22 protein-coding genes and 1 tRNA gene are annotated in these 23,133 nt (G+C 69.7%); 16 read left to right on the forward strand and 7 right to left on the reverse strand.

The genetic code is table 11. The annotated features are described in order from the left end of the window. Window positions 1-20: 20 nt before the first annotated feature. Window positions 21-479: a 50S ribosomal protein L19 gene (gene rplS / locus IEY70_RS02920; protein ID WP_189063478.1), complete on the reverse strand. Its 459-nt coding sequence runs from the start codon at window positions 477-479 to the stop codon at window positions 21-23. A 339-nt stretch (window positions 480-818) separates the two neighbouring features. On the opposite strand from rplS, the gene lipB reads away from it, so the two are divergent. From lipB to IEY70_RS02940, 4 genes are read left to right on the forward strand one after another with little or no spacing between them, the layout of a single operon-like run. After that, the gene (lipB, locus tag IEY70_RS02925; protein WP_189063479.1) at window positions 819-1,535 is read left to right on the forward strand and encodes a lipoyl(octanoyl) transferase LipB; all 717 of its coding nucleotides are present in this window, start codon (window positions 819-821) and stop codon (window positions 1,533-1,535) included. A 4-nt stretch (window positions 1,536-1,539) separates the two neighbouring features. Next, window positions 1,540-2,532 (forward strand): lipoyl synthase, encoded by a 993-nt coding sequence (lipA, locus tag IEY70_RS02930; RefSeq protein ID WP_189063480.1) that lies wholly within the window; start codon window positions 1,540-1,542, stop codon window positions 2,530-2,532. A 59-nt stretch (window positions 2,533-2,591) separates the two neighbouring features. Beyond that, complete coding sequence (locus IEY70_RS02935; RefSeq protein ID WP_189063481.1) at window positions 2,592-3,278, forward strand: hypothetical protein; 687 nt, start codon at window positions 2,592-2,594, stop codon at window positions 3,276-3,278. Between the two features lie 49 nt (window positions 3,279-3,327). Further along, entirely contained in the window at window positions 3,328-4,182 is an 855-nt protein-coding gene (locus IEY70_RS02940) for a CBS domain-containing protein (protein WP_189063482.1), read from the forward strand. Between the two features lie 173 nt (window positions 4,183-4,355). On the opposite strand, the gene IEY70_RS02945 is transcribed toward IEY70_RS02940, so the two are convergent. Further along, window positions 4,356-4,432, reverse strand: a tRNA-Ile gene (locus IEY70_RS02945). Window positions 4,433-4,524: 92 nt separating this feature from the next. Beyond that, window positions 4,525-5,655, reverse strand: coding sequence for a dGTP triphosphohydrolase (gene dgt, locus IEY70_RS02950; protein WP_189063483.1), 1,131 nt, complete (start codon window positions 5,653-5,655; stop codon window positions 4,525-4,527). Window positions 5,656-5,714: 59 nt separating this feature from the next. Here dgt and IEY70_RS02955 point away from each other — a divergent pair, with 59 nt between their 5' ends. Together IEY70_RS02955 and ribF are read left to right on the forward strand one after the other, a co-directional pair. Then, window positions 5,715-6,272: an NUDIX domain-containing protein gene (locus IEY70_RS02955; RefSeq protein ID WP_189063484.1), complete on the forward strand. Its 558-nt coding sequence runs from the start codon at window positions 5,715-5,717 to the stop codon at window positions 6,270-6,272. After that, the gene (gene ribF, locus IEY70_RS02960) at window positions 6,269-7,180 is read left to right on the forward strand and encodes a riboflavin biosynthesis protein RibF (protein ID WP_189063485.1); all 912 of its coding nucleotides are present in this window, start codon (window positions 6,269-6,271) and stop codon (window positions 7,178-7,180) included. Before IEY70_RS02955 ends, ribF begins: the two co-directional genes overlap by 4 nt. A 97-nt stretch (window positions 7,181-7,277) precedes the next feature. On the opposite strand, the gene IEY70_RS02965 is transcribed toward ribF, so the two are convergent. After that, on the reverse strand, window positions 7,278-7,808 hold the full coding sequence (locus IEY70_RS02965) for a DUF6174 domain-containing protein (protein WP_189063486.1): 531 nt from the start codon (window positions 7,806-7,808) through the stop codon (window positions 7,278-7,280). Window positions 7,809-7,981: 173 nt separating this feature from the next. Here IEY70_RS02965 and IEY70_RS02970 point away from each other — a divergent pair, with 173 nt between their 5' ends. The 8 genes from IEY70_RS02970 (at window position 7,982) to IEY70_RS03005 (ending at window position 16,444) form a co-directional block, all read left to right on the forward strand. Next, on the forward strand, window positions 7,982-8,866 hold the full coding sequence (locus tag IEY70_RS02970; protein ID WP_189063487.1) for a 1,4-dihydroxy-6-naphtoate synthase: 885 nt from the start codon (window positions 7,982-7,984) through the stop codon (window positions 8,864-8,866). Window positions 8,867-9,121: 255 nt separating this feature from the next. After that, window positions 9,122-10,003, forward strand: coding sequence for an alpha/beta fold hydrolase (locus IEY70_RS02975; protein WP_189063488.1), 882 nt, complete (start codon window positions 9,122-9,124; stop codon window positions 10,001-10,003). 109 nt (window positions 10,004-10,112) lie between these two features. Next, window positions 10,113-11,351, forward strand: a complete 1,239-nt coding sequence (locus tag IEY70_RS02980) for a PQQ-dependent sugar dehydrogenase (RefSeq protein ID WP_189063489.1) — start codon at window positions 10,113-10,115, stop codon at window positions 11,349-11,351. A gap of 1 nt (window position 11,352) precedes the next feature. Further along, window positions 11,353-12,789, forward strand: coding sequence for a superoxide dismutase family protein (locus IEY70_RS02985; protein ID WP_189063490.1), 1,437 nt, complete (start codon window positions 11,353-11,355; stop codon window positions 12,787-12,789). A 166-nt stretch (window positions 12,790-12,955) separates the two neighbouring features. After that, window positions 12,956-13,894 carry an ABC transporter ATP-binding protein gene (locus IEY70_RS02990; RefSeq protein WP_189063491.1) on the forward strand — a complete coding sequence of 313 codons (939 nt, stop codon included), beginning with the start codon at window positions 12,956-12,958 and terminating at the stop codon, window positions 13,892-13,894. Between the two features lie 40 nt (window positions 13,895-13,934). Further along, on the forward strand, window positions 13,935-14,708 hold the full coding sequence (locus IEY70_RS02995; protein WP_189063492.1) for a DUF2705 family protein: 774 nt from the start codon (window positions 13,935-13,937) through the stop codon (window positions 14,706-14,708). A gap of 146 nt (window positions 14,709-14,854) precedes the next feature. Then, window positions 14,855-15,265 (forward strand): globin domain-containing protein, encoded by a 411-nt coding sequence (locus tag IEY70_RS03000; protein WP_189063493.1) that lies wholly within the window; start codon window positions 14,855-14,857, stop codon window positions 15,263-15,265. Between the two features lie 84 nt (window positions 15,266-15,349). Then, window positions 15,350-16,444, forward strand: coding sequence for a bifunctional 3-deoxy-7-phosphoheptulonate synthase/chorismate mutase (locus IEY70_RS03005; RefSeq protein WP_189063494.1), 1,095 nt, complete (start codon window positions 15,350-15,352; stop codon window positions 16,442-16,444). 213 nt (window positions 16,445-16,657) lie between these two features. On the opposite strand, the gene IEY70_RS03010 is transcribed toward IEY70_RS03005, so the two are convergent. The 3 genes from IEY70_RS03010 to IEY70_RS03020 are packed head-to-tail and all read right to left on the reverse strand — an operon-like array spanning window position 16,658 to window position 18,950. Then, window positions 16,658-17,236: a 2'-5' RNA ligase family protein gene (locus IEY70_RS03010; RefSeq protein ID WP_189063495.1), complete on the reverse strand. Its 579-nt coding sequence runs from the start codon at window positions 17,234-17,236 to the stop codon at window positions 16,658-16,660. After that, complete coding sequence (locus IEY70_RS03015) at window positions 17,233-17,889, reverse strand: helix-turn-helix transcriptional regulator (protein ID WP_189063496.1); 657 nt, start codon at window positions 17,887-17,889, stop codon at window positions 17,233-17,235. Before IEY70_RS03015 ends, IEY70_RS03010 begins: the two co-directional genes overlap by 4 nt. Next, window positions 17,886-18,950 carry an Mrp/NBP35 family ATP-binding protein gene (locus IEY70_RS03020; protein WP_189063497.1) on the reverse strand — a complete coding sequence of 355 codons (1,065 nt, stop codon included), beginning with the start codon at window positions 18,948-18,950 and terminating at the stop codon, window positions 17,886-17,888. Before IEY70_RS03020 ends, IEY70_RS03015 begins: the two co-directional genes overlap by 4 nt. A 142-nt stretch (window positions 18,951-19,092) precedes the next feature. Between IEY70_RS03020 and IEY70_RS03025 the strand changes: the two genes are divergently transcribed. Next, window positions 19,093-21,345: a PEGA domain-containing protein gene (locus IEY70_RS03025; protein WP_189063498.1), complete on the forward strand. Its 2,253-nt coding sequence runs from the start codon at window positions 19,093-19,095 to the stop codon at window positions 21,343-21,345. Window positions 21,346-21,550: 205 nt separating this feature from the next. Continuing rightward, window positions 21,551-23,068 carry a glutamine-hydrolyzing GMP synthase gene (gene guaA / locus IEY70_RS03030; RefSeq protein WP_189063499.1) on the forward strand — a complete coding sequence of 506 codons (1,518 nt, stop codon included), beginning with the start codon at window positions 21,551-21,553 and terminating at the stop codon, window positions 23,066-23,068. The last annotated feature ends 65 nt before the right edge of the window (window positions 23,069-23,133 follow it).

The following is a 23,133-nucleotide window of genomic DNA, read 5'->3' on the forward strand; positions in this document are numbered from 1 at the left end:
CGCGGTGAAACCGGTTGGGTTTACTCGCCCTGGGTTTCGGTGGTGGCGGCGGCCGCTTCGGCCTTGGCGGCCTTCTCGGCCTGGGCGCGGGCGGCGTCCTTCATCACGCGGCTGCGGTCGTTCTTGATGCGGGCAGCCTTGCCGCGCAGGTCGCGCAGGTAGTACAGCTTGGCGCGGCGGACCTTACCGCGTTCCAGCACGCTGATCTTGGCCAGCAGGGGGCTGCTGAAGGGGAACACGCGCTCGACGCCTTCACCGAAGGAGATCTTGCGGACCGTGAAGCTCTTGCGGCTGCCCGAGCCGTTGATGGCGATGACGACGCCTTCGAAGGCCTGGTTGCGGGTGCGGGTGCCTTCCACGACCTTCGTTTCCACGCGGACAGTGTCGCCGGGGCGGAATTCGGGGGCGTCGGTCTTGATGTGGGGCTGCTCGACGGCGCGCAGGATGGCGCCACGGTTCGCTTTGATTGCGTGCTGCATGATTTGCTCCTTCGGGCAGCGGACCGTCCCACCGTCCCGCTGTCTGCGGGCAGAGACGTTCGTGCTCCTGTGTGAACGGGTCGCCGCCAGGGGCAGTCGACCGGACCGTAAGAGTATAGCAGGTTCCGGGCCGCACTCGGCAAGTCGCGCGCCGGGCTTCGCGGGGAGCGGGGTGGGCCGGGTGTGCCGGCACCGGCCGACCTCACCAGCTCCGTCCATTCCGGCCGGACGCTCCCGACCAGCGCGGGGCGCAGGATTCACCAGCGTCGCTGGTCAATACGTCCCGAACACCCGCCTGCGACACGATAAAAGCCGGGCAGCGCGGCGTACAATCGCCGCATGACGCACGCCCCCTTCGACGTTCTGGACCTCGGCGTCACGCCGTACCGGGACGCCTGGGACCTTCAGAAACAACACCACGAGCGGGTCGTGGCCGGGGGCCGCCCGGTGCTGCTGCTCGTGGAACACCCTCCCGTCCTCACGCTGGGCCGCAAAGCCCGCGAGGGAACCAACATCATCGTCACGCGCGACTACCTGACCCGACAGGGCATAGAAGTGCTGGAAGTCGAACGCGGCGGCGACGTCACCTACCACGGCCCCGGCCAGCTGGTCGCGTACGCCATCTTCCCCGTCGGCCGGAAAGTCGCGGACTTCCTGCGCCTGCTGGAACAGGCGACCATCGCCGCGCTGCGCGACCTGGGCCTCCCGGACGCCCGCCCGAACCCCGGGTACGCCGGCGTGTACGTGAACCCCAGAGAGGTCAACGGCCGCACGTACGACCAGAAGATCGCGTCGTTCGGCGTGGCCGTCAAACGCCACGTCGCCCTGCACGGCCTGGGGCTGAACGTCACCACGAACCTCCAGCACTTCGAGCTGATCGTCCCGTGCGGCCTGGACGACACGCACATGACCAGCGTGCAGCGCGAGTACGACCTGCGCGGCCAGCCCAGAACGGCCAGCATGCAGGACGCCAGGGACGCCCTGACCCGCGCTTTCACCGACACCTTCGCCACCTACGACTGGACGCTGCCCGCCACTGCGGCAGCCGGGAGCTGAACCCATGACCCAAGAGACCACCCCCAAGGAACCCAAGTTCATCAAGAACGGCATCTACCGCAAGGACAGCGTCCCGGTCCGCGAGAAGAAACCCGAGTGGCTGAAAGTCACCATCCCCACCGGGCAGGTGTTCACGGAAGTCCGCAAGATCGTCAAGGAACACCGCCTGCACACCGTGTGCGAGGAAGCCATGTGCCCCAACATCGGCGAATGCTGGAGCCGCGGCACCGCCACGTTCATGCTGATGGGCCACATCTGCACCCGCGCCTGCCGCTTCTGCGCCGTGGACACCGGCAACCCCATGGGCAAACTCGACCTGGACGAACCCCAGGGCGTCGCCGAGAGCGTGCAGCTCATGGGCCTGAAGTACGTCGTGCTGACCAGCGTGGACCGCGACGACCTGCCGGACGGCGGCGCGTACCACTTCGCCAAGACCGTCCAGGCCATCAAACGCCTCAACCCCGAAACGCGCGTCGAGGCCCTCACGCCCGACTTCGGCGGCAACACCCACTGCGTGGACCTGGTACTGGACAGCGGCGTGGACACCTACGCGCAGAACCTCGAAACGGTCCGCCGCCTCACGCACCCCGTCCGTGACATCCGCGCCGACTACGACCAGACCCTGAAGGTCCTCGCGCACGCCAAGCAGGCCCGCCCGGACGTCATCACCAAGACCAGCATCATGCTCGGCCTGGGCGAAACCCGCGAGGAACTCACGCAGACCATGCGCGACTGCCGCGCCGCCGGCGTGGACGTCCTGACCTTCGGGCAGTACCTGCGCCCCACCATGCACCACCTACCCGTCGAGCGGTACGTCTCCCCCGCCGAATTCGACGAACTGCGCGACGAGGCCATGGCCATGGGCTTCCTGGAAGTCGTCAGCGGCCCCCTGGTCCGCAGCTCCTACAAGGCCGAGCAGATCGTCATGGACCGCCCCGGCAACCTGCCCGAACACCTCGCGCACCTCGGCGAAGGCAGCGAACTCAGCCTGATCTGAGGGCAGGACACACGACACATGGGGACCGGGATTGGACGCCCGGTCCCTATGCTGTATGCATGCCCTCCACAACCATGAGCGTGAACCGCCTGGAACTGCTGAAGTTCATGAACTCCGGCGACCAAGGCGCCAACGGGCACCACACCGGCATGACGGGGTTGATCGGCGAGCCGCTGGCGGTCGGGCTGATCCTGCACTACCTGCGCAAGAACCATACGGACGCAACGTGCGTGAGCATGAAGGTCACGACGGGAGCGAAGAAAGGCCCCAGGCTCGACGCCTGGATTCGCGACGGGGTCACCCTGTACCAGACCGAGATCAAGATGTGGGGCGGAAACGCCATCGGGGGCGTCTACCTCGCGCCGGACACCTCGAAAGAGCAACTCCGCGAGATCGGCCAGCGCCAGTGGCACCGGTGGATCTGGGATCAGGAGAACACGAAGTTTCAGGAAGCACTCGTTCAGAAAGTCCTGCGACCCATGCAGCGGCCCGCCGGATACGAGAGCGACGCGTACCGGGTCGAACCCCTCCTGTGCCTGTGGTGGCTCGTTCATCCCGACGATACGGATACCAGCTGGACCACCGTGCCGCTGCCGCAGGGGTCGCCGTTCAAACAGGTTCATGTCTTCTCGCTGACCCGGTACCTGATGGGCCTGACAGAGGAAGTTCTGCACCTGGAACTCCCCCTGCTTGGACAGCGCTTCGCGTGGCTGGACCGCATCTTCCCCGACCCTCCCGCCCCGTAATGCCTCTGTAATCTGGGCGGCGCACGCTGCGGGCAGGAGGTTTCACCCCATGCCGGAACCCAGACTCGTGCAGGACGCCATGCACCACCGCGCCGTGACCATCGGCGCGCACGAACTTCTCAGTGACGCCGTGGTCGCCATGCAGGAACTCGGCGTGAAACGCCTGCCCGTGGTGCAGGACGGGCGTGTGGTGGGCATCGTCACGGACGGCGAGGTGCGCCGCGCCCTGCCTGCCCTGAGCGAGGGCCTGAGCGCCTGGGCGTTCACGGATCGCGTGGGTCGCGTGCGGGTCAGCCACATCATGCGGCAGCCTGCGCTGACCACCACGCCCGGCACGCCCCTGCCTGCCGCTATCCGCGTGATGCTGGAGCGCCGCGTGGGTGGCCTGCCGGTCGTGCAGCCCGACACGGGTGAACTGCTGGGCATGCTGACCCTGACGGACGTGCTGCGCGCCGAGGAGCATCAGCCCCGGTTGCAGTGGGGGTCGGCCGATCAGCACATGACCCGTGACGTGGTCACTGTCGCCGCCGACGCGCCCCTCAGTGACGGCGCGGCGCGGTTGCACGTGGCGCGGCTGCGGGTGCTGCCGGTCATGGACGGCCCCACCCTGGTGGGCGTGCTGCACGACACTGACGTGACGGCCGCGCTGGACCGGGCCGGGGGAGCGCATGGTCCCACCCTGCTGGGCGCGCACTTCCTGCTGCCGGAACTGAAGGTCAGGGACCTGATGCGCCCGCCCGGCGGGTACCTGCGCGAGGGAACGCCCATGCGTGACGCCCTGACCCGCATGCTGGAAGCCGACGTGCACGGCCTGCCCGTCATTGACGGCGGCGGCGAGCTGCTGGGCGTGCTCACGATCAGCGACGTCCTGCGAACCCTGCTGGGCGAGGGTGTGGGCGCCTGACCGGACGCGCCGGGTCAGGGTGAACTGCATAATCGCCTCCCCGCACCCGCTGTTTTGACCACAAGCTCAGGTCGTTTAGACCCCAAGCTTTCGCAACTATGCAGTCGGATGCATACCTGCACGCCCCGCAGGTAAAACGAAAGAACCCCGTCAATGACGGGGTTTTCTGTTCTTGGTGCGGATGCCCAGACTTGAACTGGGGACCTCACGCTTATCAGGCGTGCGCTCTAACCAGCTGAGCTACACCCGCGCACCTCTGTTTGCTTCGCGCTGTCCTCTCGGGCAGGCGGGCATAAATGTATCAGGGGTTCGGGAAGCTGTCAACTGCCGGGGTGGTATGCGTCAGCGGGGCCAGGTGGTGGGGGTGCCGGTGGCGGTCAGGGCGGCGTGCATTTCGAGGGCGTAGCGGTCGGTCATGCCGGCCAGGTAGTCGCAGGTGGCGCGGGGCAGGCCGCTGGTGTGGGCGAGGTCGCGGTAGCTGGGGGGCAGCATGCTGGGGCGGTCCTGAAGGGCGGTGAACAGGGTGGTGAGGACGCGGGTGGCCTGCTCGACCTGCATCTCGACGCGCCAGTGGCGGTAGAGGTTGTCGCGCAGGAAGGTGCGGGCGCCGCCCAGGAGGGTCTGCATGTCGGGGCTGTAGGTGATCAGGCCGCCGGGGTGCGCGCGGACCTGGGTGGGGGTGGCGACGCCGCTGGTGGTGATGGCGTGGTCGCTGGCGTGGGTGAGGTCGCGGATGAGCCAGCCGAGCAGGTGGCGGTGCAGGGTGCGGCGGCCCTGTTCGGTCAGGGGGTGTGGGTTGACGGCCGTGCGTTCGAGGAGTGCCTGCCAGAGGGGCAGTCCGGCGAGGTGGTCGGGGGTGATCAGGCCGCTACGCAGACCGTCGTCGAGGTCGTGGGCGGTGTAGGCCAGGGCGTCGGCGGCGTCCACGAGTTGCGCTTCGAGGCTGGGATGGCCCAGGCCGCCCCGGTGGTGTTTGTTCAGGCCGTCGAGGGTGTCGAGGGTGAGGTTCAGGCCCGTGTACTCGCTTTTGGGATGTTCGAGCAGCGTGACGATGCGCCGCGCCTGGAGGTTGTGGTTGAAGCCGCCGTGTTCCTGCATGAGGGTGTTCAGGACGCGTTCCCCGGCATGCCCGAAGGGGGGGTGGCCGAGATCATGGGCCAGGGCGATGGTTTCGGCCAGGGGTTCGTTCAGGCCGAGGCTCAGGGCGACGCTGCGGGCGACCTGCTGCACTTCGAGGGTGTGGGTCAGGCGGGTGCGGTAGTGGTCCCCGGCGGCCGAGAGGAACACCTGCGTCTTGGCTTCCAGGCGGCGGAAGGCGGTGGTGTGCAGCACGCGGTCCCGGTCGCGCTGGAAGGCGGTGCGGGTGTCGCTCTCGGGTTCCGGGTGTTCACGGCCCCGGTGGTCGCGGCTCAGGGTGGCGTGGGGGGCCAGGGTGCTGGCCTCGCGGGCTTCCAGGTCGCGGCGCGTGATCATGCGGTCAGTGTGGCAGACGGCGGGCGGCCGGGCGCGGGCGGTTGCTTTACAGTCTGGGCATGAGCGGAAGTCAGGACGGGCCGGGCGCGGCGGGCACGCGGGTGGTGTTCGACGGGCACATCGTGCGCCTGGAGATCATGGACGGCAAGTGGGAGATCGTGCGGCACGCGAGCGCCGTGGCGGTCCTGGCCCTGAACGGGCGCGGCGAGATGCTGCTGGTGCGGCAGGCGCGGCGGGCGGTGGGCGCAGTGACGGTGGAGGCCCCGGCGGGCCTGATCGACGCGGGCGAGGAACCGGTGGGCGCGGCGCGGCGGGAGTTGCAGGAGGAGGCCGGGCTGGACGGGGACATGGAACTCCTGACGCGCTTCTACTCCAGTCCCGGTTTCTGTGACGAGGAGCTGTTCGTGTTCCACGCGACGAACCTGCGCGAGAGCAAGTTGCCGCACGACGAGGACGAGGAGGGCATCGAGGTGCTGTGGCTGCCGCCGGCGCAGGTGCTGTCGGGCCTGCGGGACGGCTCGCTGGTCGGGAGTGCCTCGACGGTCACGGCGGCGCTGTACGGCCTTCAGCTGCTGGCCGGGAGCACTGCCGGGCGTGCGGGGCAGGAGCCGTCGTGAAGACGTACGTCTCCCCTGGCCAGCGCCCGGACACGGCGACGGTCGTGGCGGTCGGATCGTTCGACGGCGTGCACCTGGGCCATCAGGCGCTGATCGCGCAGTTGAAGGCCAAGGCGCGTGAGCACCGGGTGCCGAGCGTGGTGTACACCTTCGATCCGCCCACGCGGGTGCTGACGCAGGGCGTGGAGTTCCTGTCCACCCTGCCCGAGAAACTGGACCTGCTGGGCCGCTACGGGGTGGACGAGACGATCGCGGCGTCGTTCACGCCGGAGTTCGCGTCGCGGCCCAAGGAGGCGTTCCTGGACGACCTGCGGCAGTTGCGGCCCCGCACGGTCGTGGTCGGCGAGGACTTTCACTTCGGGCGGGGCCGGGCGGGCGGCGTGGACGACCTGCGCCGGGTCGCGCCGGAAGTGGTGACGCTCCCGATGCATCAGCTGGGCGGCGAGGACATCAAGAGTACCCGCATCCGCGAGTACCTGCGGGCCGGGGACGTGGTGGGCGCCGGCCGCCTGCTGGGCCGCCACTACGACGCGCAGGGCGTGGTCGTGCAGGGCGACCGCTTGGGCCGCACCATCGGCTGGCCGACCGCGAACATCCGCGTACCGGACGGCAAGGCCCTGCCGCTGGGCGTGTTCGCGGTCGTGGCGGTCGGGGACCCGGCACTGGAAGGCGGGGGGCGCTGGCACGGCATGGCGAACGTCGGCTTCCGCCCGACCGTGAACGGTCAGGACCGCCGCTTCGAGGTGAACCTGTTCGATTTCAGCGGCGACCTGTACGGGCAGGAGTTGCAGGTGAAGTTCTTCGCGCACCTGCGCGGCGAGCAGAAGTTCAGCGGCCTGGACGAACTGAAAGCCCAGATCGCCCGCGACGCGCAGGCCGCGCGCGAAACCCTGAAAGACGTCCGCTGACAGGAAACTGTGGACCCTCTCCCCAGGGGAGAGGGCGCCGCGCCAGCGGCGAGTGAGGGGTGTGGCGGGTGAGGGGTCACGCGCTTACTTCAGGGGCTTACTTCAGGGGCGTGAAGTTGCGGATGGTCCACTCGCCGAACCCGTCGGCGATGCCGTTGTCGCCCATGCCGGAGTACACGCGGGTGGGGTAGCCGAGGGCCGGGTCGAAGCTGAGCTGCACGTCCGGGCAGGCGGCGCGGGACTGGCGTTGCAGGGTCTGGAACAGGTCGTCGAAGCGCGCCTCGATGGTCTGCGGGGCCAGGTGGTTGGGTTCCCCCTCCTGGCCGGGCAGCAGGTCGGTGCGGGTCACGCGGCCGCCCATGACGGTCACGCGGGTTTCGGGGAACAGGACGGGCGCGGCGATCTGGCGCAGGTCGTAGGTGTAACTGGCGGGCCGCCCGGCGTTCCACTGGGCGCGGGCGCGGGCCAGTTGCGCTTTCAGGGCCGTGAAGTCCGGGCGCACGTACCCGTCGCGGCAGGTGACGGCCGGGGTGGGCATGGGGCCGCCGCCACCGGCCTGCGCGGGGGTCAGGGCGCTCAGGGCGACGAGGGCAGCGGGAAGCAGCAGGGCGGCGCGCAGGGGGGGCATGGGGCGCAGCGTACCCGCCCAGGCTGACGCGCGGCTGAGCCGGGCGCTGGCCGTTCGTTACGGCAGGAGGCGGGACGGTGACTGGCGGGACCGGTGGCTGGCAGGACCGGTAGTTGGCGGGACGGTGGCTGGCCTCGCGTTCCGGGTGGGCGGGCGGGCGTACCCTGGGCGGCATGAGTTCGCACCTGCCGTCTTCGCCCACGCCTGTCACGTCTGACCTTCCGGCGGTGCTGGAACTGGGGTACTCGCTGTGCCCGAACGACACGTTCATCTTTCACGCGCTGCACGCGGGGCTGGTGCGGGGGCCGCTGCCGGTGCGCGAGGTGCTGGAGGACGTGCAGACCCTGAACGACTGGGCCGTGCAGGGCCGCCTGCCCATGACGAAAATCAGTTACCGCGCGTACTTCAGCGTGATGGACCGCTACGTGGCGCTGCGCGCCGGCGGGGCGCTGGGCCGGGGCGTGGGGCCGCTGATCGTGACGCGCGGGGACGTGCAGGACCTGAACGGCCGCACGGTCGCCTCGCCGGGCGCGCTGACCACGGCAGAACTGCTGCTGCGGCTGGTCTACCCGCAGGTGAACGTGATCCGCATGCGCTACGACGAGGTCATGCCCGCCGTGCAGCGCGGCGGGTTCGGGGGGCAGCCCATCGACGCGGGCCTGATCATTCACGAGTCGCGCTTCACCTTCCACGAGTACGGGTTGACCCGCCTGCTGGACCTGGGCGCGTGGTGGGAGGAGGACACCGGCCTGCCGCTGCCGCTGGGCGCGATCCTGGTGCGCCGGGACCTGCCGCACGATGTGCAGCGCGACCTGAACGCGGCGGTGCGCGGCAGCCTGGAGTACGCGTACGCACACCCGGAGGCGTCACGCGCATACATCCGGCAGCACGCGCTGGAGATGTCGGACGAGGTCATGCAGGCGCACATCGACCTGTACGTGAATCCCTTCAGCCTGGACGTGGGCGAGGAGGGCGAGCGGGCCGTGCGGGAACTGCACCGCCGGGCCGTACAGGTCGGGGCCGCGCCCGACACGAGCCAGACGTTGTTCGTCGGTTGACCGTGGCGGCCGGTGGCTCTGGCCGGGACGGCGGGAGTGTCGGGGCGGCCCGGTTCATGAACGTCCTGCTGAGCTGACGTTGTGGGGGCGCTGAACGAAGCTTCACAAGGTGGTGAGGCCCCCGTTGCGGCAGGAAGGCCTCTGGGATGGTGGGTCCGTTCCAACCCAATCTGCCGGGCCCTGACCGGCGCCCCACTGCGGGTGCCTGCGGCGCACAGTTCAGCGGCTGATTCATTCCCCAGCGAGGCCAACCCCATGAAACGATCCCTGACGACCCTGACCACCCTGACCGCCCTCCTGTGTGCTTCTGCCCTGGCGGGCGGCGCGCAGGGCCAGACCATTCCTGACCGCGGGACCGTGACCGTGAACGGCGCGACCGTCTTCTACAAGGCCACCGGTTCCGGCGAGCCCCTGCTGCTGATTCACGGGTACCCCCTGAGCGGGGAGCTGTTCAAGAACAACCGCACCCTGCCCGGGTACCGCGTGATCACGGTGGACCTGCCGGGCTTCGGCCAGAGCCGCGCGCCGGGCCGTGAAGCCAGCATCGAGAACTACGCGACCACCATGCTGGGCTTCATGGACGCCGTGGGCCTGGACCGCGCCGTGGTGGGCGGCATGAGCATGGGCGGCATGACGCTGCTCCAGATGTACAAGAACGCCCCCGACCGCTTCAAGGGCCTGATCCTGATCGACACGACCGCCGAGCCGTCCGGCGTGGCCGAGAAAGCCAACTGGCTGGGCACCGCGCAGCAGGCCGAGCAGAAGGGCGTGGCCAGCCTGGTCGACATCCTGATGCCGCGCATGCTGACCTCGGTCAGCCGCAGCACCATGCCTAATCAGGTGCAGCACCTGGGCGGTCTGGTCAAGGCCGCCAGCCTGAACGGCGCGGTGGGCGGGGCCGTGGCGCTCGCCAACCGCCCGGACGCCAACCCGGTCCTGCCGACCATCCGCGTGCCCACCCTGATCATCGCGGGCATGGAAGACAACCTGACCCCCACCGAACTGCAGGTGAAGATGAACATGGCCATTCCCGGCAGCCGACTGGTGAACATTCCCGGCGCGGGCCACGCGGCCACCTTCGAGAAGGCCCTGGCCGTCAACGCCGCCCTGCGCGCCTGGCTGCCCACCACCCGCTGAGCGGCCGGGGTCGGGCGGGCTCTGCTATGCCCGCCCGACCCTCTGTTTTGCCTTCCCTCTGGCCTGCCATTTCTCCCGCCTGATGTCCGTGTTCACACAAGGAGTGTCCATGACCCGAATCCTCACCCACCTGCTGGGGGCGGCGCTGCTGAGCGGCGCGTCGCTGGCCCAGACCGCTCCGCCCACGCCCCGCCCGATCGCGCCGGGCGAGCCGCCCGTGACGGTCACTGCGACCCGTAACGAGCCCACCCCGCTGGAATTCACGGCGGAGCAACTGAAGCGCCTGAAGGTCCCGGCGGGGTTCACGCTGAAGGTCATGGCGACCGGACTGGGCAACGCCCGCATGCTGCACGTCATGCCGGACGGCGGGATCTACCTGTCGCGCCGCGCGCAGGGTGACGTGTGGTACCTGAAAGACACCAACCGTGACGGGCAGATCAGCGCTGCGGAGCGGCGTCAGGTGGCGCAGAACATGAAGCTCGCGCACGGCATGGACGTCAAGGACGGCCGGATGTACGTGGTGGGCGAGAAGACCATCTGGGTGATGGACATCGCCCGCGACGGGTCGCTGAGCGTGCCGCGCGTGTTCGCGGACGGTTTCCCGGACGCCGGGCAGCACCCGGCCCGCACCCTCAAGTGGGGTCCGGACGGGTACCTGTACGCCAGCTTCGGCTCGACGAACAACGACGCCCCTACCCCCAACCCGGAGGAGGCGACGATGCTACGCCTCAGCCCGGACGGCAAGACCCGTGAGATCTTCGCGCGTGGCCTGCGCCACACCATCGGCTTCGGGTGGCACCCGGTGAGCGGCGTGCTGTACGGCGCGGATCAGGGCAGCGACTGGCACGGCGACAACATCCCGCCCGAGGAACTGAACGTGATCGAACGCGGGAAGAACTACGGCTGGCCCTTCTGCTACGGCGACCGGCAACCCGACCCGTACGTGAACGTGGGCAACATTCCCGGCAAGATCACGAAGGCCGAGTACTGCGCGGGCACGCAGGGCAGCGTCCTGAACTACACGGCGCACGCGGCGGCCATCGCCATGAACTACTACACCGGCACGCAGTTCCCGGCCGAGTACCGCAACGACGCGTTCATCGCGTTCCGTGGCTCCTGGAACCGCAGCGAACCCAGCGGGTACGAGATCGCGCGGGTCGTATTCGACGCGCAGAACAAGCCCGAACGGATCGAGCCGTTCATCACCGGGTTCGTGTACCAGGACGGGGACGTGTGGAAGCAGTTCGGGCGGGTGGCGGGCGTCGCCACGTACACGGACGGCAGCCTGCTGTTCACGGACGACCAGAGCGGCGTCATCTACCGCGTGCTGTACACCGGGGGGAACTGACATGCAGCGCGTCTCAAGAAAGCGCACCCTGATCACGGCGGCCCTGCTGGGGGGCGCGGCGCTCGCCGGGATCGGACTGGCGGGCGGCGCGGGCATGTCCATGGCGGCCCCAGCCTCCACGCCGCTGAAGGCCACGGCGGCCCTGCGTGACACCGCCGGCCAGGTGCTCGGCACCGCCACCTTCGAGCAGCAGGGGGCAGGCGTGCGCATCACAGTGAACGTGACCGGCCTGAAGCCCGGCCAGCACGGCATGCACGTCCACGATTACGGGCGCTGCACGCCCGGCGTGGACGCGAGCACGAACGCGGTCGTGGCGTTCGGCGGGGCCGGTGGTCACTTCGACCCCGGCATGAGCCGCAACCACGACGACCCGCAGGCGGACAACCACGCCGGGCACGGCGGGGACCTGCCCATGCTGACGGTCGGCGCGGACGGCACCGGGCGCATGACAGTGGTGACAGACAAGGTCAGCCTGACCGGCATGGACGGCGTCCTGAACCGCTCGCTGGTCATTCACGCCCAGCCCGACGATTACCGGAGCGACCCGTCCGGCATGACCGGCGCGCGCGAACGCTGCGGGGTCATCACGCGCGACAGCTTCAGTGTGCGCGACTACCCGCTGCCCGGCCCGCAGGACTTCCCGGAGGGGGTGGCCGTCGACGCCGCCCGTGGCGTGGCGTACACCGGCAGCGCCGCGACTGGCACCATCTACGCTGTGAACCTGGGCAGCGGCGCCGTCACGAAATTCGCCGAGGGTGGGGGGCAGGGGCGGGCCTCCGCGCTGGGCCTGAAGGTGGACGCGCAGGGCCGCGTGTGGGCGGCGGGCGGCGCGAGCGGCACCGTCAGCGTCCTGCGGCCCGACGGGTTCCCGGTCGCGATCCTGAACACCCCCAAGTCCCCGAACGCGTACGTGAACGACCTGACGCCCGCCCCGGACGGCAACGTGTACGTCACGGATTCCAGCCGACCCGTGATCTTCCGGGTCACGCCGGACCTGAAACTCAGCGCGTGGCTGGACCTGAGCGGCACGCCCATCCGCTACGCCCCCGGCATCAACCTGAACGGCATCGTGGCCACGCCGGACGGCCGGGCGCTGCTGACCGTGCAGCTGAACACCGGCGACCTGTGGCGCATCGACCTGCGCACCAAGGCCGTGCGGCGCGTCATGACCGGCCTGACGCGCGGGGACGGCCTGCTGCTCGACGGGCGCACGCTGTACGTGGTACGTAACGCCGAGGGGGTCATCACGAAGGTCAGCCTGAACGCCGACTGGACCGCCGGGCAGGTCGTGGCCGAAGAACCGCTGGCGGGACTGCGCTTCCCGACGACCCTCGCGGCGTTCGGCGGCGATCTGATCGTGCCCCAGGGGCAGCTCGACAAGTTGCAGGGCGGCACGCCCGAGACGCCGTTCCGCCTGACCCGCTTCAAGAAATTCTGACCGGTATCCGCCCTGACCGGGGCAGAGCGAACGGTTTTTACCTGCCACCCAGCCGGAGTCCGCATTCGTCCTTTCCTGTCAAGCTCCCCCACGGGCAACCCCCTCGTGGGGGGCGTCTGTGCGAAAAGTAAGAACCGTGTGGAGACGATTGAGTTAGGCTGTTCGGGTGACGAAGCAAGGTGCGCCAGCTATTCCGGCCATTGAGGTCCGGGGGCTGTACAAGAAATACGGCCAGAACAGTGTCCTGGAGGACGTGTATCTGACCGTGAAGCCCGGCGAGGTGTACGCGCTGACCGGGCCGAACGGTGCAGGTAAAACCACCCTGATCCGGACCATGACCGGCCTTGCCTTCCCCACGGACGGCGAGGTGCGGCTCCTGGGCCGGGACGTGCATACCGACGGGCAACGCGCCCGCGCCTACCTGGGCGCCGTCGTGGAGGCCCCCGCGAAGTTCTACCCGCAGTTCACGGGCACGCAGAACCTGCAGGTGCACGCGAACCTGTCGGCCATGGCGCCGGGCGGCCGCAAGATCAGCCGCGACCGCATCCGCGAGGTGCTGGCCCTGCTGGAACTGACCCGCATGGCCGACCGGCGCGTGCAGGAGTACTCGCTGGGGCAGCGGCAACGGCTGGGCGTGGCGAGCGCCATGCTGGCCGAACCGAAAGTCCTGATCCTGGACGAACCCACCAGTGGCCTGGACCCGCTGGGCATCGGCCTGATCCACCGGATCGTGACCAGTCTGGCCACCAGTGGCTGCGCGGTCGTCCTGAGCACCCACCACCTGCGTGAGATCGCCACGTACGCGCACACGGTCGGCATCCTGACCGGCGGGCGGCTGGTGGACACCGTGGACCTGCGCGCCCGGCAGGCCGCGTACCGCTTCCGGGTGGACGACCCGGTCGGCGCGGCCGCCGTGCTCGAACGCCTGCCGTTCGTGCGCCGCGTCAGCACCCGCACGCCGTACGCCATCGCGCACCTGGGCGGCGAATCCCGCGTGCCCGACGCCCTGTCTCACCTGAGCGCCGAGGGCATCCGGGTGTTCGAGGCCAGCCCGGACCACTTCGACCTGTACGAGTACTACCGCGAACGCGTGGAGCAAGCCTGATGATCCCTGACACCCAACACCGCACCGGCCGGGTGAGCGCATGCTGACCCTGCTGTCCCTGGAGTTCCGCAAGCTGTTCGGGGCGCGCAGCGTCCGGCTGGCGCTGCTGGTCACGTTCCTGATGCCGCTGCTGTGGGCGTTCGCGCCGCGCCTGAGCGCCCTGATTCAGGTGAACCTGGTCAGCGGGTGGCAACTGCCGGCCGTGAGTATCGGCGTGACCATCGGGTACCTGCTGCCGCTGTTCATTGCCGTGACGGTCGCCGAGATGATCGGCTCGGAAGTCGCGCAGGGCACCCTGGCGCCGCTGCTGCTGCGCCCCGTGGACCGCACCAAGGTCATTGCCAGCAAACTGATCACGGCCCTGGCGTACCCGTTCCTGCTGATCTTCACGACCGTGCTGGGCTCCCTGCTGGCCGGGATTCCGCTGGGCTTCGGGACGTTCACGGGCGGCACCGGGCTCGGGCCGGGCCTGTTCGTGGGCGTGGGAGAACTGACCAGTGACGCCGCCTTCGCCGAGGTGCTGCGCGGCTCGCTGCTGGCCGGCGTGGTCCTGATGCCCATCGCGGCGCTGTCCCTGCTGTTCGGGGTGCTGTACCTGAACACCGCCGCCGCCGCCCTGGCGACCTTCGCGGCGCTGATCGTCATGCGCCTGCTGGTCGTGCTGCCCGAAACCATCCAGCGCATCCTGCTGACCAGCCACCTGGGCCTGTACGTGCAGCAGGGCGACATCGTGCAGCCGCTGGTGCTGCTGCTGATCTACACCGCCGGCTTCGGCCTGATGAGCATCTTCGCCTTCGACCGCCGCGACGTGTAATACGGACTCCGTATAACGGCCGCCCCACGATCCCGGCTCATTCCGGACCGGCACACCGCACCCGCGTGTGCCGGTCTCGCGTTTCCTCTGCCCGCACCCGCCCCTCCCCTTCCCGCCGGTCACGTTCAGGCGCTACCCTGACGGGCATGACGGCGCCCCTCTCGCTGACCACGGGCGGCAGCCTGTACGACCGGATCGGGCCGGACGCGCTGGCCGCCCTGGTGTCCCGCTTCTACGATCTCGTGGCCCGGGAGCCCCTGCTGACGCCGATCTTCCCGGCGGACCTGACCCTGACCGCCGAGAAGCAACTGGCGTTCCTGAGCGGCTTTCTGGGCGGCCCGCCGCTGTACCACCAGCGGTTCGGGCACCCCCGGTTGCGGGCGCGGCACCTGCCGTTCACGATCACTCCGGCGCGCGCGCAGGCGTGGCTGTCGTGCATGCGGGCCGCGCTGGACGCCACGCCCGAGATCGGCGCGGAGGACGGGCAGGAACTGTTCACGGCGCTGTCGCGGGTGGCGACGCACATGGTGAACGCCCCGGAAGGCGCGCAGACCTGAGCGGCGCGGCAACTTGGACAACTCTTTGCATTTGACTAGTAGGGTTCGTGCGCGTTCATGGGCCTGTTTTCTACACTGCTCGTCATGACCCAGTCGCAACCCAACATCGAGGCCCTCCGCGCCGAGGTCGATTCGATCAACCGTGAACTCCTGACGCTGCTGTCCCGCCGTGGCGAGGTCGTCGCGCAGATCGGTCACGCCAAGACGCAGGAAGGCCGCCCGAACCACTACGACCCGGCCCGCGAGGAAAAACAGCTCAAGGAGATCGAGGCCCTGAACCCCGGCCCGTTCACCAGCGCGGCCGTCAAGGCGATCTTCAAGGAGATCTTCAAGGCCAGCCTCGCACTGGAAGAAAGCAACGACAAGAAGCAGCTGCTGGTGTCCCGCAAGGTCAAGAGCGACGACACCGTGCTGGACATCGACGGCGTGCGAATCGGCGGGGACTCGGCGCCCACCATCATCGCCGGGCCGTGCTCCATCGAGAGTGAAGAGCAGATGGAGCAGACGGCCGCGTACCTGGCGGGCAAGGGCATCAAGATCCTGCGTGGCGGCGCGTACAAGCCCCGCACCAGCCCCTACGGCTTCCAGGGCATGGGCGTGGACGGCCTGATCCTCGGGAACCGCGTGGCGAAGGAACACGGCATGCTGTTCATCACGGAAGTCATGGACACCCGCGACGTGGAGATCGTCGCCGAGTACGCCGACATCCTTCAGGTCGGGGCGCGTAACATGCACAACTTCGCGCTGCTGCGCGAGGTGGGCCGCGCCCGCCGCCCGGTGCTGCTCAAGCGCGGCCTGAGCGCCACCATCGAGGAGTGGCTGTACGCCGCCGAGTACATCCTCTCGGAAGGGAACAACGAGGTCATCCTGTGCGAGCGCGGCATCCGCACGTACGAGAAGTGGACCCGCAACACCCTGGACCTGAGCGCCGTGGCGATCGCCAAGCAGGAAACGCACCTGCCGGTGATCGTGGACGTCACGCACGCCGCCGGGCGCCGCGACCTGCTGATTCCCCTGGCGAAAGCCGCGCTGGCCGTCGGTGCCGACGGCATTCACGTGGAAGTGCACCCCAGCCCCGCCACCGCCCTGAGCGACAACGAGCAGCAGCTGGACTTCGCCGGGTACGACAAGTTCAGCGACGCGCTGGCCAGCATGCTGAAACTGCCCGCCACCGTCTGATACGGACTCCGATGGAATGGTTTGCAAAAACCGTTCCATCCGAGCGGACGCGAGCAGGAGAGAAACGGGTTCCGGGCGTGGAGTTAGCAACCCGGTGCTGTCCCGGGTTGTTAACGAAACAGACGGAATCCGTATGATACGGACCCTGACAACGCCACTCTGAAAGCGCCCGCCCGGCATCTTGACCGGGCGGGCGTTTTGCGTGGCGCGAACTCAGCTGGGCGCGACTTCGCGGGTGTGGCGGGTGTCGGTGGCGGGGCCGGTCAGGGGGAAGGTGTGGAGTTCCTGCACCTCGCCGCGTTCCTCGCGGGTCAGGCTCAGGGCCTGCACGGTGAAGCTGGTCAGGGGCGGCGTGTACTGCTGCACCTCGTTCCAGAGGTACTCGGCGGCCCAGGGCAGGACGCCCAGCGCCAGGGTCAGGTGCGGGCGGTACAGGTCGCCGTCGTACTGCGCGCGACTGGACGGCCCGATTTGCATGCAGCGTTCGTGCAGGGCGCGCAGGTCGCTGCTCAGGTGGCATTCCAGGAAGATCACGCCCTGAAGCTGTTTCCAGCCCTTGACGTGGACGGTCAGTTCACTCTGGCCGCGCAGGGCCTCCCGGCACGCCAGGACGAGTTCCGGGCCGCTCAGGGGCGTCTGGAACGGCGCGCGGATGTTCAGGTGCGGCAGGCCGAACCCGCTGACGTTCAGGCGTTTCTGGGTGCGGCGCATCCAGGTGTCCAGCGCCTCGGGGGGCCACGCGACGATGGAGTGCAGCGCGCCGGGTGCGGGGTCGGCCCTGGGTGTGGTCATGGGGCGGCGGGACCGATGCGGTAGCGGCAGTTGCCCTGCCCGCAGGCCATGCGGGTCTCACGTTCCACCGGGACGCCCAGCAGCGCGGCGTACAGGGTTTCCTCGGCGGCGCACAGTTGCGCGTACTGCCGCGCGACGGTCAGGTTGGGGCAGTTGCGCTGCGTGAAGTACCACTGCTCGCCTTCCTGGTGGACCACGGCGTCGAAGCCGTGCCGGTTCAGGCGGTTGACGAGGCCCTGCACGCGCTCTCCCAGCGGCAGGTTGGCCGGGACGTCCTGCTCGAAGTGCGAGATGATCTCGTTGTTGCGGGCGTCCAGGACTTTCAGGACGGCGCCCTCGCCGAACAGGCCCTCGATGTGCCGCAGGACGTCCACGCACAGGCTGGAGTACGTCTTCGGGAAGGCGGCCTCGCCGCGCTCGGTCAGCACGAACACGTGCTGGGGTCGGCCCCGCCCGCCGGGACGCTCGGTGCGCGCCTCGATCAGTCCCTGTTCCTGAAGGTCGCACAGGTGACGGCGGGCGGCGGGCACGCTGACGTCCAGGGCCTGCGCGAGGTCCTGCGCGGTCTGCGGGCCGTGGCGTTTCACGAGTTCCAGCAGCCGTGTCTTGGTGCGTTCCGGCGCGGCGGGTGGGGCGGCGGTCGGGGCGCTCATACGACGGTCAGTTGATCGGGCAGGTCGGCCAGGGACTGCGACAGGGCGCGGACGCTGACCTGTCCGGCGAGATTGCGGGCCACCTGGATCAGGGCCTGCGCGGCCGCAGAGTCCGGGTGCGCCAGGACGGCCGGGGTGCCCCGGTCGCCGTCCTGGCGTACGTCGATGTCGATGGGCACCTCGCCCAGCAGCGGGTACTCCTCGCCGAGTTTGCGGCTGCCGCCCCGGCCGAACAGGTCGTAGGTGTGGCCGGTGTCGGGCGCCACGAAGTAACTCATGTTCTCCACGACGCCCAGCACGGGCACGCTGGCCTTGCGGAACATGTCGATGGCGCGGGCCGCGTCGATCAGCGCGACGTCCTGCGGGGTGGTGACGATCACGGCGCCCGTCACCTGAATGGTCTGCGTGAGCGAGAGCTGCACGTCACCGGTGCCCGGGGGCAGGTCCACGATCAGGTAGTCGAGTTCGCCCCACGCGGCGTCTTTCAGGAACTGCTGGATGGCGGAGTGCAGCATCGGGCCGCGCCACACCAGCGCCTGCCCGGCCGGGGAGAGGTTCGCCATGGACACGAACTTCACGCCGTGCGCCTCGATGGGCTGCATCTTGCGTTCGGCGTTCGCGGTGACTTTCGCGCCGCCCTGACCCATCATGTGCGCGACGCTGGGGCCGTACACGTCCGCGTCGAGCAGGCCCACGCGGGCGCCGTCGCGAGCGAGGCTGGCGGCGATGTTCACGGAGACGCTGCTCTTGCCGACGCCGCCCTTGCCGCTGCCGACCAGCAGGACGTGCTTGACGCCGGTCATGGCGGGCTGCGCGGGGGGCCGGACCATCGCGCCGAAGGTGACGTCCACGCGCGTGACGCCGGGCACGGCCAGGACGGCCTCGCGGACGTCGCCCTCGATCTTGCCTTTCAGGGGGCAGGCGGGCGTGGTGAGGTTCACCTTCACGCTGGCCACACCCGCCTCCACGCTGGCGTGCTCGATCATGCCGAGGGAGACGAGGTCACGGTGGAGTTCCGGATCATTCACGGTGCTCAGGGCGGCCATCACGGCTTCACGCATATCCCGCAATTAGTAGCGCATACGCGGGGGCGCGGCAAGCCACGCCGTCACAGTACGCTCATGCGGCCCGTGCCTGCCCGCTCGGGGCGCGGCCGGTGAAGTGCGCGTGTAGGCGGGCGCAGAGGCCCGTATACTGACCGGCGTGAAGCCCATTGGCCCTTACGTGGCCGCCCGCGAACTGCCGGGCCGGACAGGCAGTCCGGTCCGCACGCTGCGCGCCACGGACCGACTGACGGGCATGCCGGTGCTGCTGCACGTGCTGCCCTACCCCCTGACCCTGCCGGAACTGCCGGACCATCCGGGCCTGCTGCCCGTCGTGGACAGCGGCGTGGACGGCGAGCAGGCCTACGTGGTGACCGAGTTGCCCCTTCAGGCCCGCCCCGCCGACGACGCCCTGCTGACCGCGCGCGGCGCGCTGGCCGCCCTGGGCGCCCTGCACGAGCGCGGACTGACGCACGGCGGCCTGAACGCCGCGCAACTCTGGAGCGTGGACGGCCGCGTGCTGCTGGCCGGGGCGGGCCTGCCCTGGGGCGGCGAGCCGCTGCCCAGCGACGACCTGTACGCGCTGGGCGTGATTCTCGCGGAGATGGGTCACCTGCCTGAGGCGCTGCGCCCACTGACCGAGCAGCCCGGCCATCTGAGCGCCGTGGCGGCCCTGGCCCGCCTGAACAGCGAGCAGGCCGCCCGGCCCGCACCGCAGACCCAGGCCGCACACGGGCCGGACGTACCAGAGCAGATCGCACCAGCGCAGGAGGCGTCCGGAGCAGGTGCGACCGGGCCGGAGCCGTCCGTGGCGGAGGCGTCCGGGCAGGAGCCTCCCGCCGGAGCCGTCAGCGCCGGGCCGCAGGACTCCCCTGCCCCGCCAGCAGTTCAGACACCGCTGACCCGGACGCCACTGCTGCGCGGTCGGGGCGGCTCGAAACGCGGACGGCAGGGCCGCAGGGACGCGAACGCCTCTGCCCTGCCCGCGCCGACGCAACCGGCCCCAACTGAATCAACCCCATCTGATTCTCTGGCCGGGTCTGTTCCAGCCGAGCCCGCGCCGCCCGCGCCGCTGCCCGTGATGGACTGGTCGGCGGGGCCAGTGAGCGCGCCGCACGACGGTTCTCCCATTGTCCTCGGACCTGTCGGGCCGGAAACAACTGAGCTGGAACCCACTGGGCCGGACCCCGCTGAGCTGGACCCTGCCGGGCCGGAATCGAGCGGGCCGGGCGACAGTGACCGCGAGGCGACCGCCGACACGCCGCCCGCCGGGTTACCGGAACCTGAACGTCCCGGGACTGAACGGCCGGAATCCGGCGTGATGCCCAGTGCGTCCGTGCCCAGTGCACCCGTGCCCAGTGCACCCGTGCCCAGTGCACCCGTGCCCAGTGCACCCGTGCCCGGCGCTCCTGCCCCGGCGGCGGGTGGGCCGGAGACTCCGCAGGAGCGGCGGCGACGGCAGAACGAGGAGCGGCGCGCGCAGGCCATGCTGGACGCGCAGGCGGCAGCGGCGCGCAAGGCCAGGCGCCTGCGCGAAGAGCGGGCCCAGCGACTGGCGGAGAGCGGCGGTGACGCGCCCATTCAGATCGGGGGCGGCCCGGTGGTCGGTGGGGCGGTGGTCGGTGGGGTGGTCGGCACTGCGCCGGGAGCGGTCCTGGGCACGGTGCTGGGTGACGATGACCTGCCCGCCTGGGACGGCCCGCCCGTGGACGGTGAGGCCGCGCCGCGCCCGCAACTGCGGATGCGGGACGTGGACCGCCTGCCGCCGGGCCTGCGCCGCGAGCCGCTGCCGGAACCCGAGCCGGAACCGGCCCCGCGCCTCCCGGCCCGCCGCGCGCCGGGCGACCCGATCCGCATCGGGTGGGACGAGGACGATTCCTGGCGGGTGGTGCGCGAGGTTCCCGTCCCGCCGGAACGGCCGCGCCGGCGCCTGCCCCGCTGGACACTGCTGGTGGTCGCGGCCGCGCTGCTGCTGGGCGGCGCGTGGTGGGCGCTGAGCGCCCTGCCCGGACGCACGCCTGCCCGGCAGGTCACGCCGCAGAACGACGCCCGGCAGCCCGAACCTCGACAGCCGGGGGGTGAGTCGACGACGTCCGCGCCCGCGACGGCGACTGACGGTGCCAGTGCCGGGGGCGCCATTGCTGAGGCTGGCAGTCAGGCCGATCCGGCGTGCTGCGAGGTCGAGTTCCGGTTGCTGGGCGCGCAGGGCCGCACGGTGGCCCTGACGGTGGAGGCCGCGCCGCCCGGAGCGGATCTCACGCCGGGCGAGTCGCTGGGCCGCGCGCCGGGCACCGTGCGCTTTCCGCTGCCCGGCACGTACCGCCTGAGGACCAGTATCAGCGGGTACGCGCCGGCCAGCCTGAGCGTCACGGTGCCCACCACGAAACCGAAGATCATCGATCTGGGCAACTGATACGGACTCTGACTTGAATGGCTTGTAAAGCCGCTGGGTCCGAGCGGATGCGAGTAGGAGAGAAACGCCCCTCCGGACGTGGAGTTGACAGAGTTGACAGATCGGTGGTGTTCCGATCTGTTAACGAAACAAACGGCAGTCCGTATGAATTCCCTGGGTATGGGATTCCCGTGTTCTCGCAGGTCCGTGTGACACAATCAGGGTGATGAGCGTTGTCATTCTGGATTTCGGCAGTCAATTCACGCGTCTGATCGCGCGGCGGTTCCGTGAACTCGGGGCGTACAGCGTGATCCTTCCCGGCAGCGCGCCGCTGGAACGCATCATGCAGGAGAACCCGCAGGGGATCGTCCTGTCGGGCGGTCCCAGCAGCGTGTACGACGAGAACGCCCCGAAACCCGCGCCGGGCGTGCTGGACCTGGACGTGCCGGTGCTGGGCGTGTGCTACGGCATGCAGTTCCTGGCGCAGCAGGCGGGCGGCGACGTGAAACGCGCCGGGAAACGCGAGTACGGCAAGGCCGACCTGACCAGTTACGGCGGGCAGCTGTTCGCCGGGATTCAGGGCGAGTTCGTCGCCTGGATGAGCCACAGCGACTCGGTCACGGCGCTGCCCGAGGGCTACGAGGTCGTCGCGCAGACCGCCGACACGCCCGTCACGGCCATCGAGAACGCCCTCACGCGCCGTTACGGCGTGCAGTTCCACCCGGAAGTGGTGCACACGCCCAAGGGCGGGCAACTGCTGGGCAACTTCCTGGACATCTGCGGCGTCACGCGCGACTGGACGGCCGAGCACATCATCGACGAGCTGATCGCGGACGTGCAGGCTCAGGTCGGGGACGGCCGGGTGCTGCTGGCCATCAGCGGCGGCGTGGACTCCAGCACGCTGGGCCTGCTGCTGGCCAGGGCAGTCGGGGAGAAACTGACGGCGGTGTTCATCGACCACGGACTGCTGCGCCTCGGTGAGCGCGAGCAGGTCGAGGCGGCGCTGCTGCCGCTGGGCGTGAACCTCGTCACCGTGGACGCTCGCGCGGAATTCATGGCGGCCCTGGACGGCGTCTCCGACCCCGAGCAGAAACGCAAGATCATCGGCCGCGAGTTCATCCGCGCCTTCGAACGCGAGGCCCGCAAGTACGGTCCCTTCGACTTCCTGGCGCAGGGCACCCTGTACCCGGACGTGATCGAGTCCGCCGGGGGCGAGGGCGCCGCGAACATCAAGAGCCACCACAACGTGGGCGGCCTGCCGGACGACCTCGCGTTCAAGCTGGTCGAGCCGTTCCGCACGCTGTTCAAGGACGAGGTCCGCGAGATCGCGCGCCTGCTGGGCCTGCCGGACGCCGTGCGCATGCGTCACCCCTTCCCGGGGCCGGGGCTGGCGATCCGCTGCCTGGGCGCGATCAGCGAGGAGAAGCTGGACATCCTGCGCCGCGTGGACGACATCTTCATCAGCGGCCTGCGCGAGTTCGGGCTGTATGACGGGTGCTCGCAGGCGCTGGCGATCCTCACGCCCATCCAGTCGGTGGGCGTGATGGGCGACGAGCGCACGTACTCGTTCACGGCGGCGCTGCGGGCCGTGACCACCGACGACTTCATGACCGCCGAGTGGGCACGCCTGCCGTACGATTTCCTGGCGACCATGAGTAACCGCATCGTGAATCAGGTCCACGAGATCAACCGCGTGGTGTACGACATCACGGGCAAACCCCCGGCGACCATCGAGTGGGAATGACCCGCTGAAGCGACACAGGCAGGAGGCCCCCACCCGTATCAGCGGTGGGGGCCTCCTGCTTAATC

The sequence above is a fragment of the Deinococcus seoulensis genome (assembly GCF_014648115.1).
GTDB classification, from domain to species: Bacteria; Deinococcota; Deinococci; order Deinococcales; family Deinococcaceae; genus Deinococcus; species Deinococcus seoulensis.

Bases quoted from the DNA above. Each gene is read 5' to 3' on its own strand.
- IEY70_RS03005 (WP_189063494.1), top strand. From the start codon at position 15,350: ATGACCCAGTCGCAACCCAACATCGAGGCCCTCCGCGCCGAGGTCGAT.
- lipB (WP_189063479.1), top strand. From the start codon at position 819: ATGACGCACGCCCCCTTCGACGTTCTGGACCTCGGCGTCACGCCGTAC.
- IEY70_RS03000 (WP_189063493.1), top strand. From the start codon at position 14,855: ATGACGGCGCCCCTCTCGCTGACCACGGGCGGCAGCCTGTACGACCGG.
- IEY70_RS02940 (WP_189063482.1), top strand. From the start codon at position 3,328: ATGCCGGAACCCAGACTCGTGCAGGACGCCATGCACCACCGCGCCGTG.
- guaA (WP_189063499.1), top strand. From the start codon at position 21,551: ATGAGCGTTGTCATTCTGGATTTCGGCAGTCAATTCACGCGTCTGATC.
- IEY70_RS03020 (WP_189063497.1), bottom strand. From the start codon at position 18,950: ATGCGTGAAGCCGTGATGGCCGCCCTGAGCACCGTGAATGATCCGGAA.
- IEY70_RS02970 (WP_189063487.1), top strand. From the start codon at position 7,982: ATGAGTTCGCACCTGCCGTCTTCGCCCACGCCTGTCACGTCTGACCTT.
- IEY70_RS02985 (WP_189063490.1), top strand. From the start codon at position 11,353: ATGCAGCGCGTCTCAAGAAAGCGCACCCTGATCACGGCGGCCCTGCTG.
- IEY70_RS03010 (WP_189063495.1), bottom strand. From the start codon at position 17,236: ATGACCACACCCAGGGCCGACCCCGCACCCGGCGCGCTGCACTCCATC.
- IEY70_RS02955 (WP_189063484.1), top strand. From the start codon at position 5,715: ATGAGCGGAAGTCAGGACGGGCCGGGCGCGGCGGGCACGCGGGTGGTG.
- IEY70_RS03015 (WP_189063496.1), bottom strand. From the start codon at position 17,889: ATGAGCGCCCCGACCGCCGCCCCACCCGCCGCGCCGGAACGCACCAAG.
- IEY70_RS02975 (WP_189063488.1), top strand. From the start codon at position 9,122: ATGAAACGATCCCTGACGACCCTGACCACCCTGACCGCCCTCCTGTGT.
- IEY70_RS02995 (WP_189063492.1), top strand. From the start codon at position 13,935: ATGCTGACCCTGCTGTCCCTGGAGTTCCGCAAGCTGTTCGGGGCGCGC.
- IEY70_RS02935 (WP_189063481.1), top strand. From the start codon at position 2,592: ATGCCCTCCACAACCATGAGCGTGAACCGCCTGGAACTGCTGAAGTTC.
- lipA (WP_189063480.1), top strand. From the start codon at position 1,540: ATGACCCAAGAGACCACCCCCAAGGAACCCAAGTTCATCAAGAACGGC.
- IEY70_RS02980 (WP_189063489.1), top strand. From the start codon at position 10,113: ATGACCCGAATCCTCACCCACCTGCTGGGGGCGGCGCTGCTGAGCGGC.
- IEY70_RS02965 (WP_189063486.1), bottom strand. From the start codon at position 7,808: ATGCCCCCCCTGCGCGCCGCCCTGCTGCTTCCCGCTGCCCTCGTCGCC.
- rplS (WP_189063478.1), bottom strand. From the start codon at position 479: ATGCAGCACGCAATCAAAGCGAACCGTGGCGCCATCCTGCGCGCCGTC.
- dgt (WP_189063483.1), bottom strand. From the start codon at position 5,655: ATGATCACGCGCCGCGACCTGGAAGCCCGCGAGGCCAGCACCCTGGCC.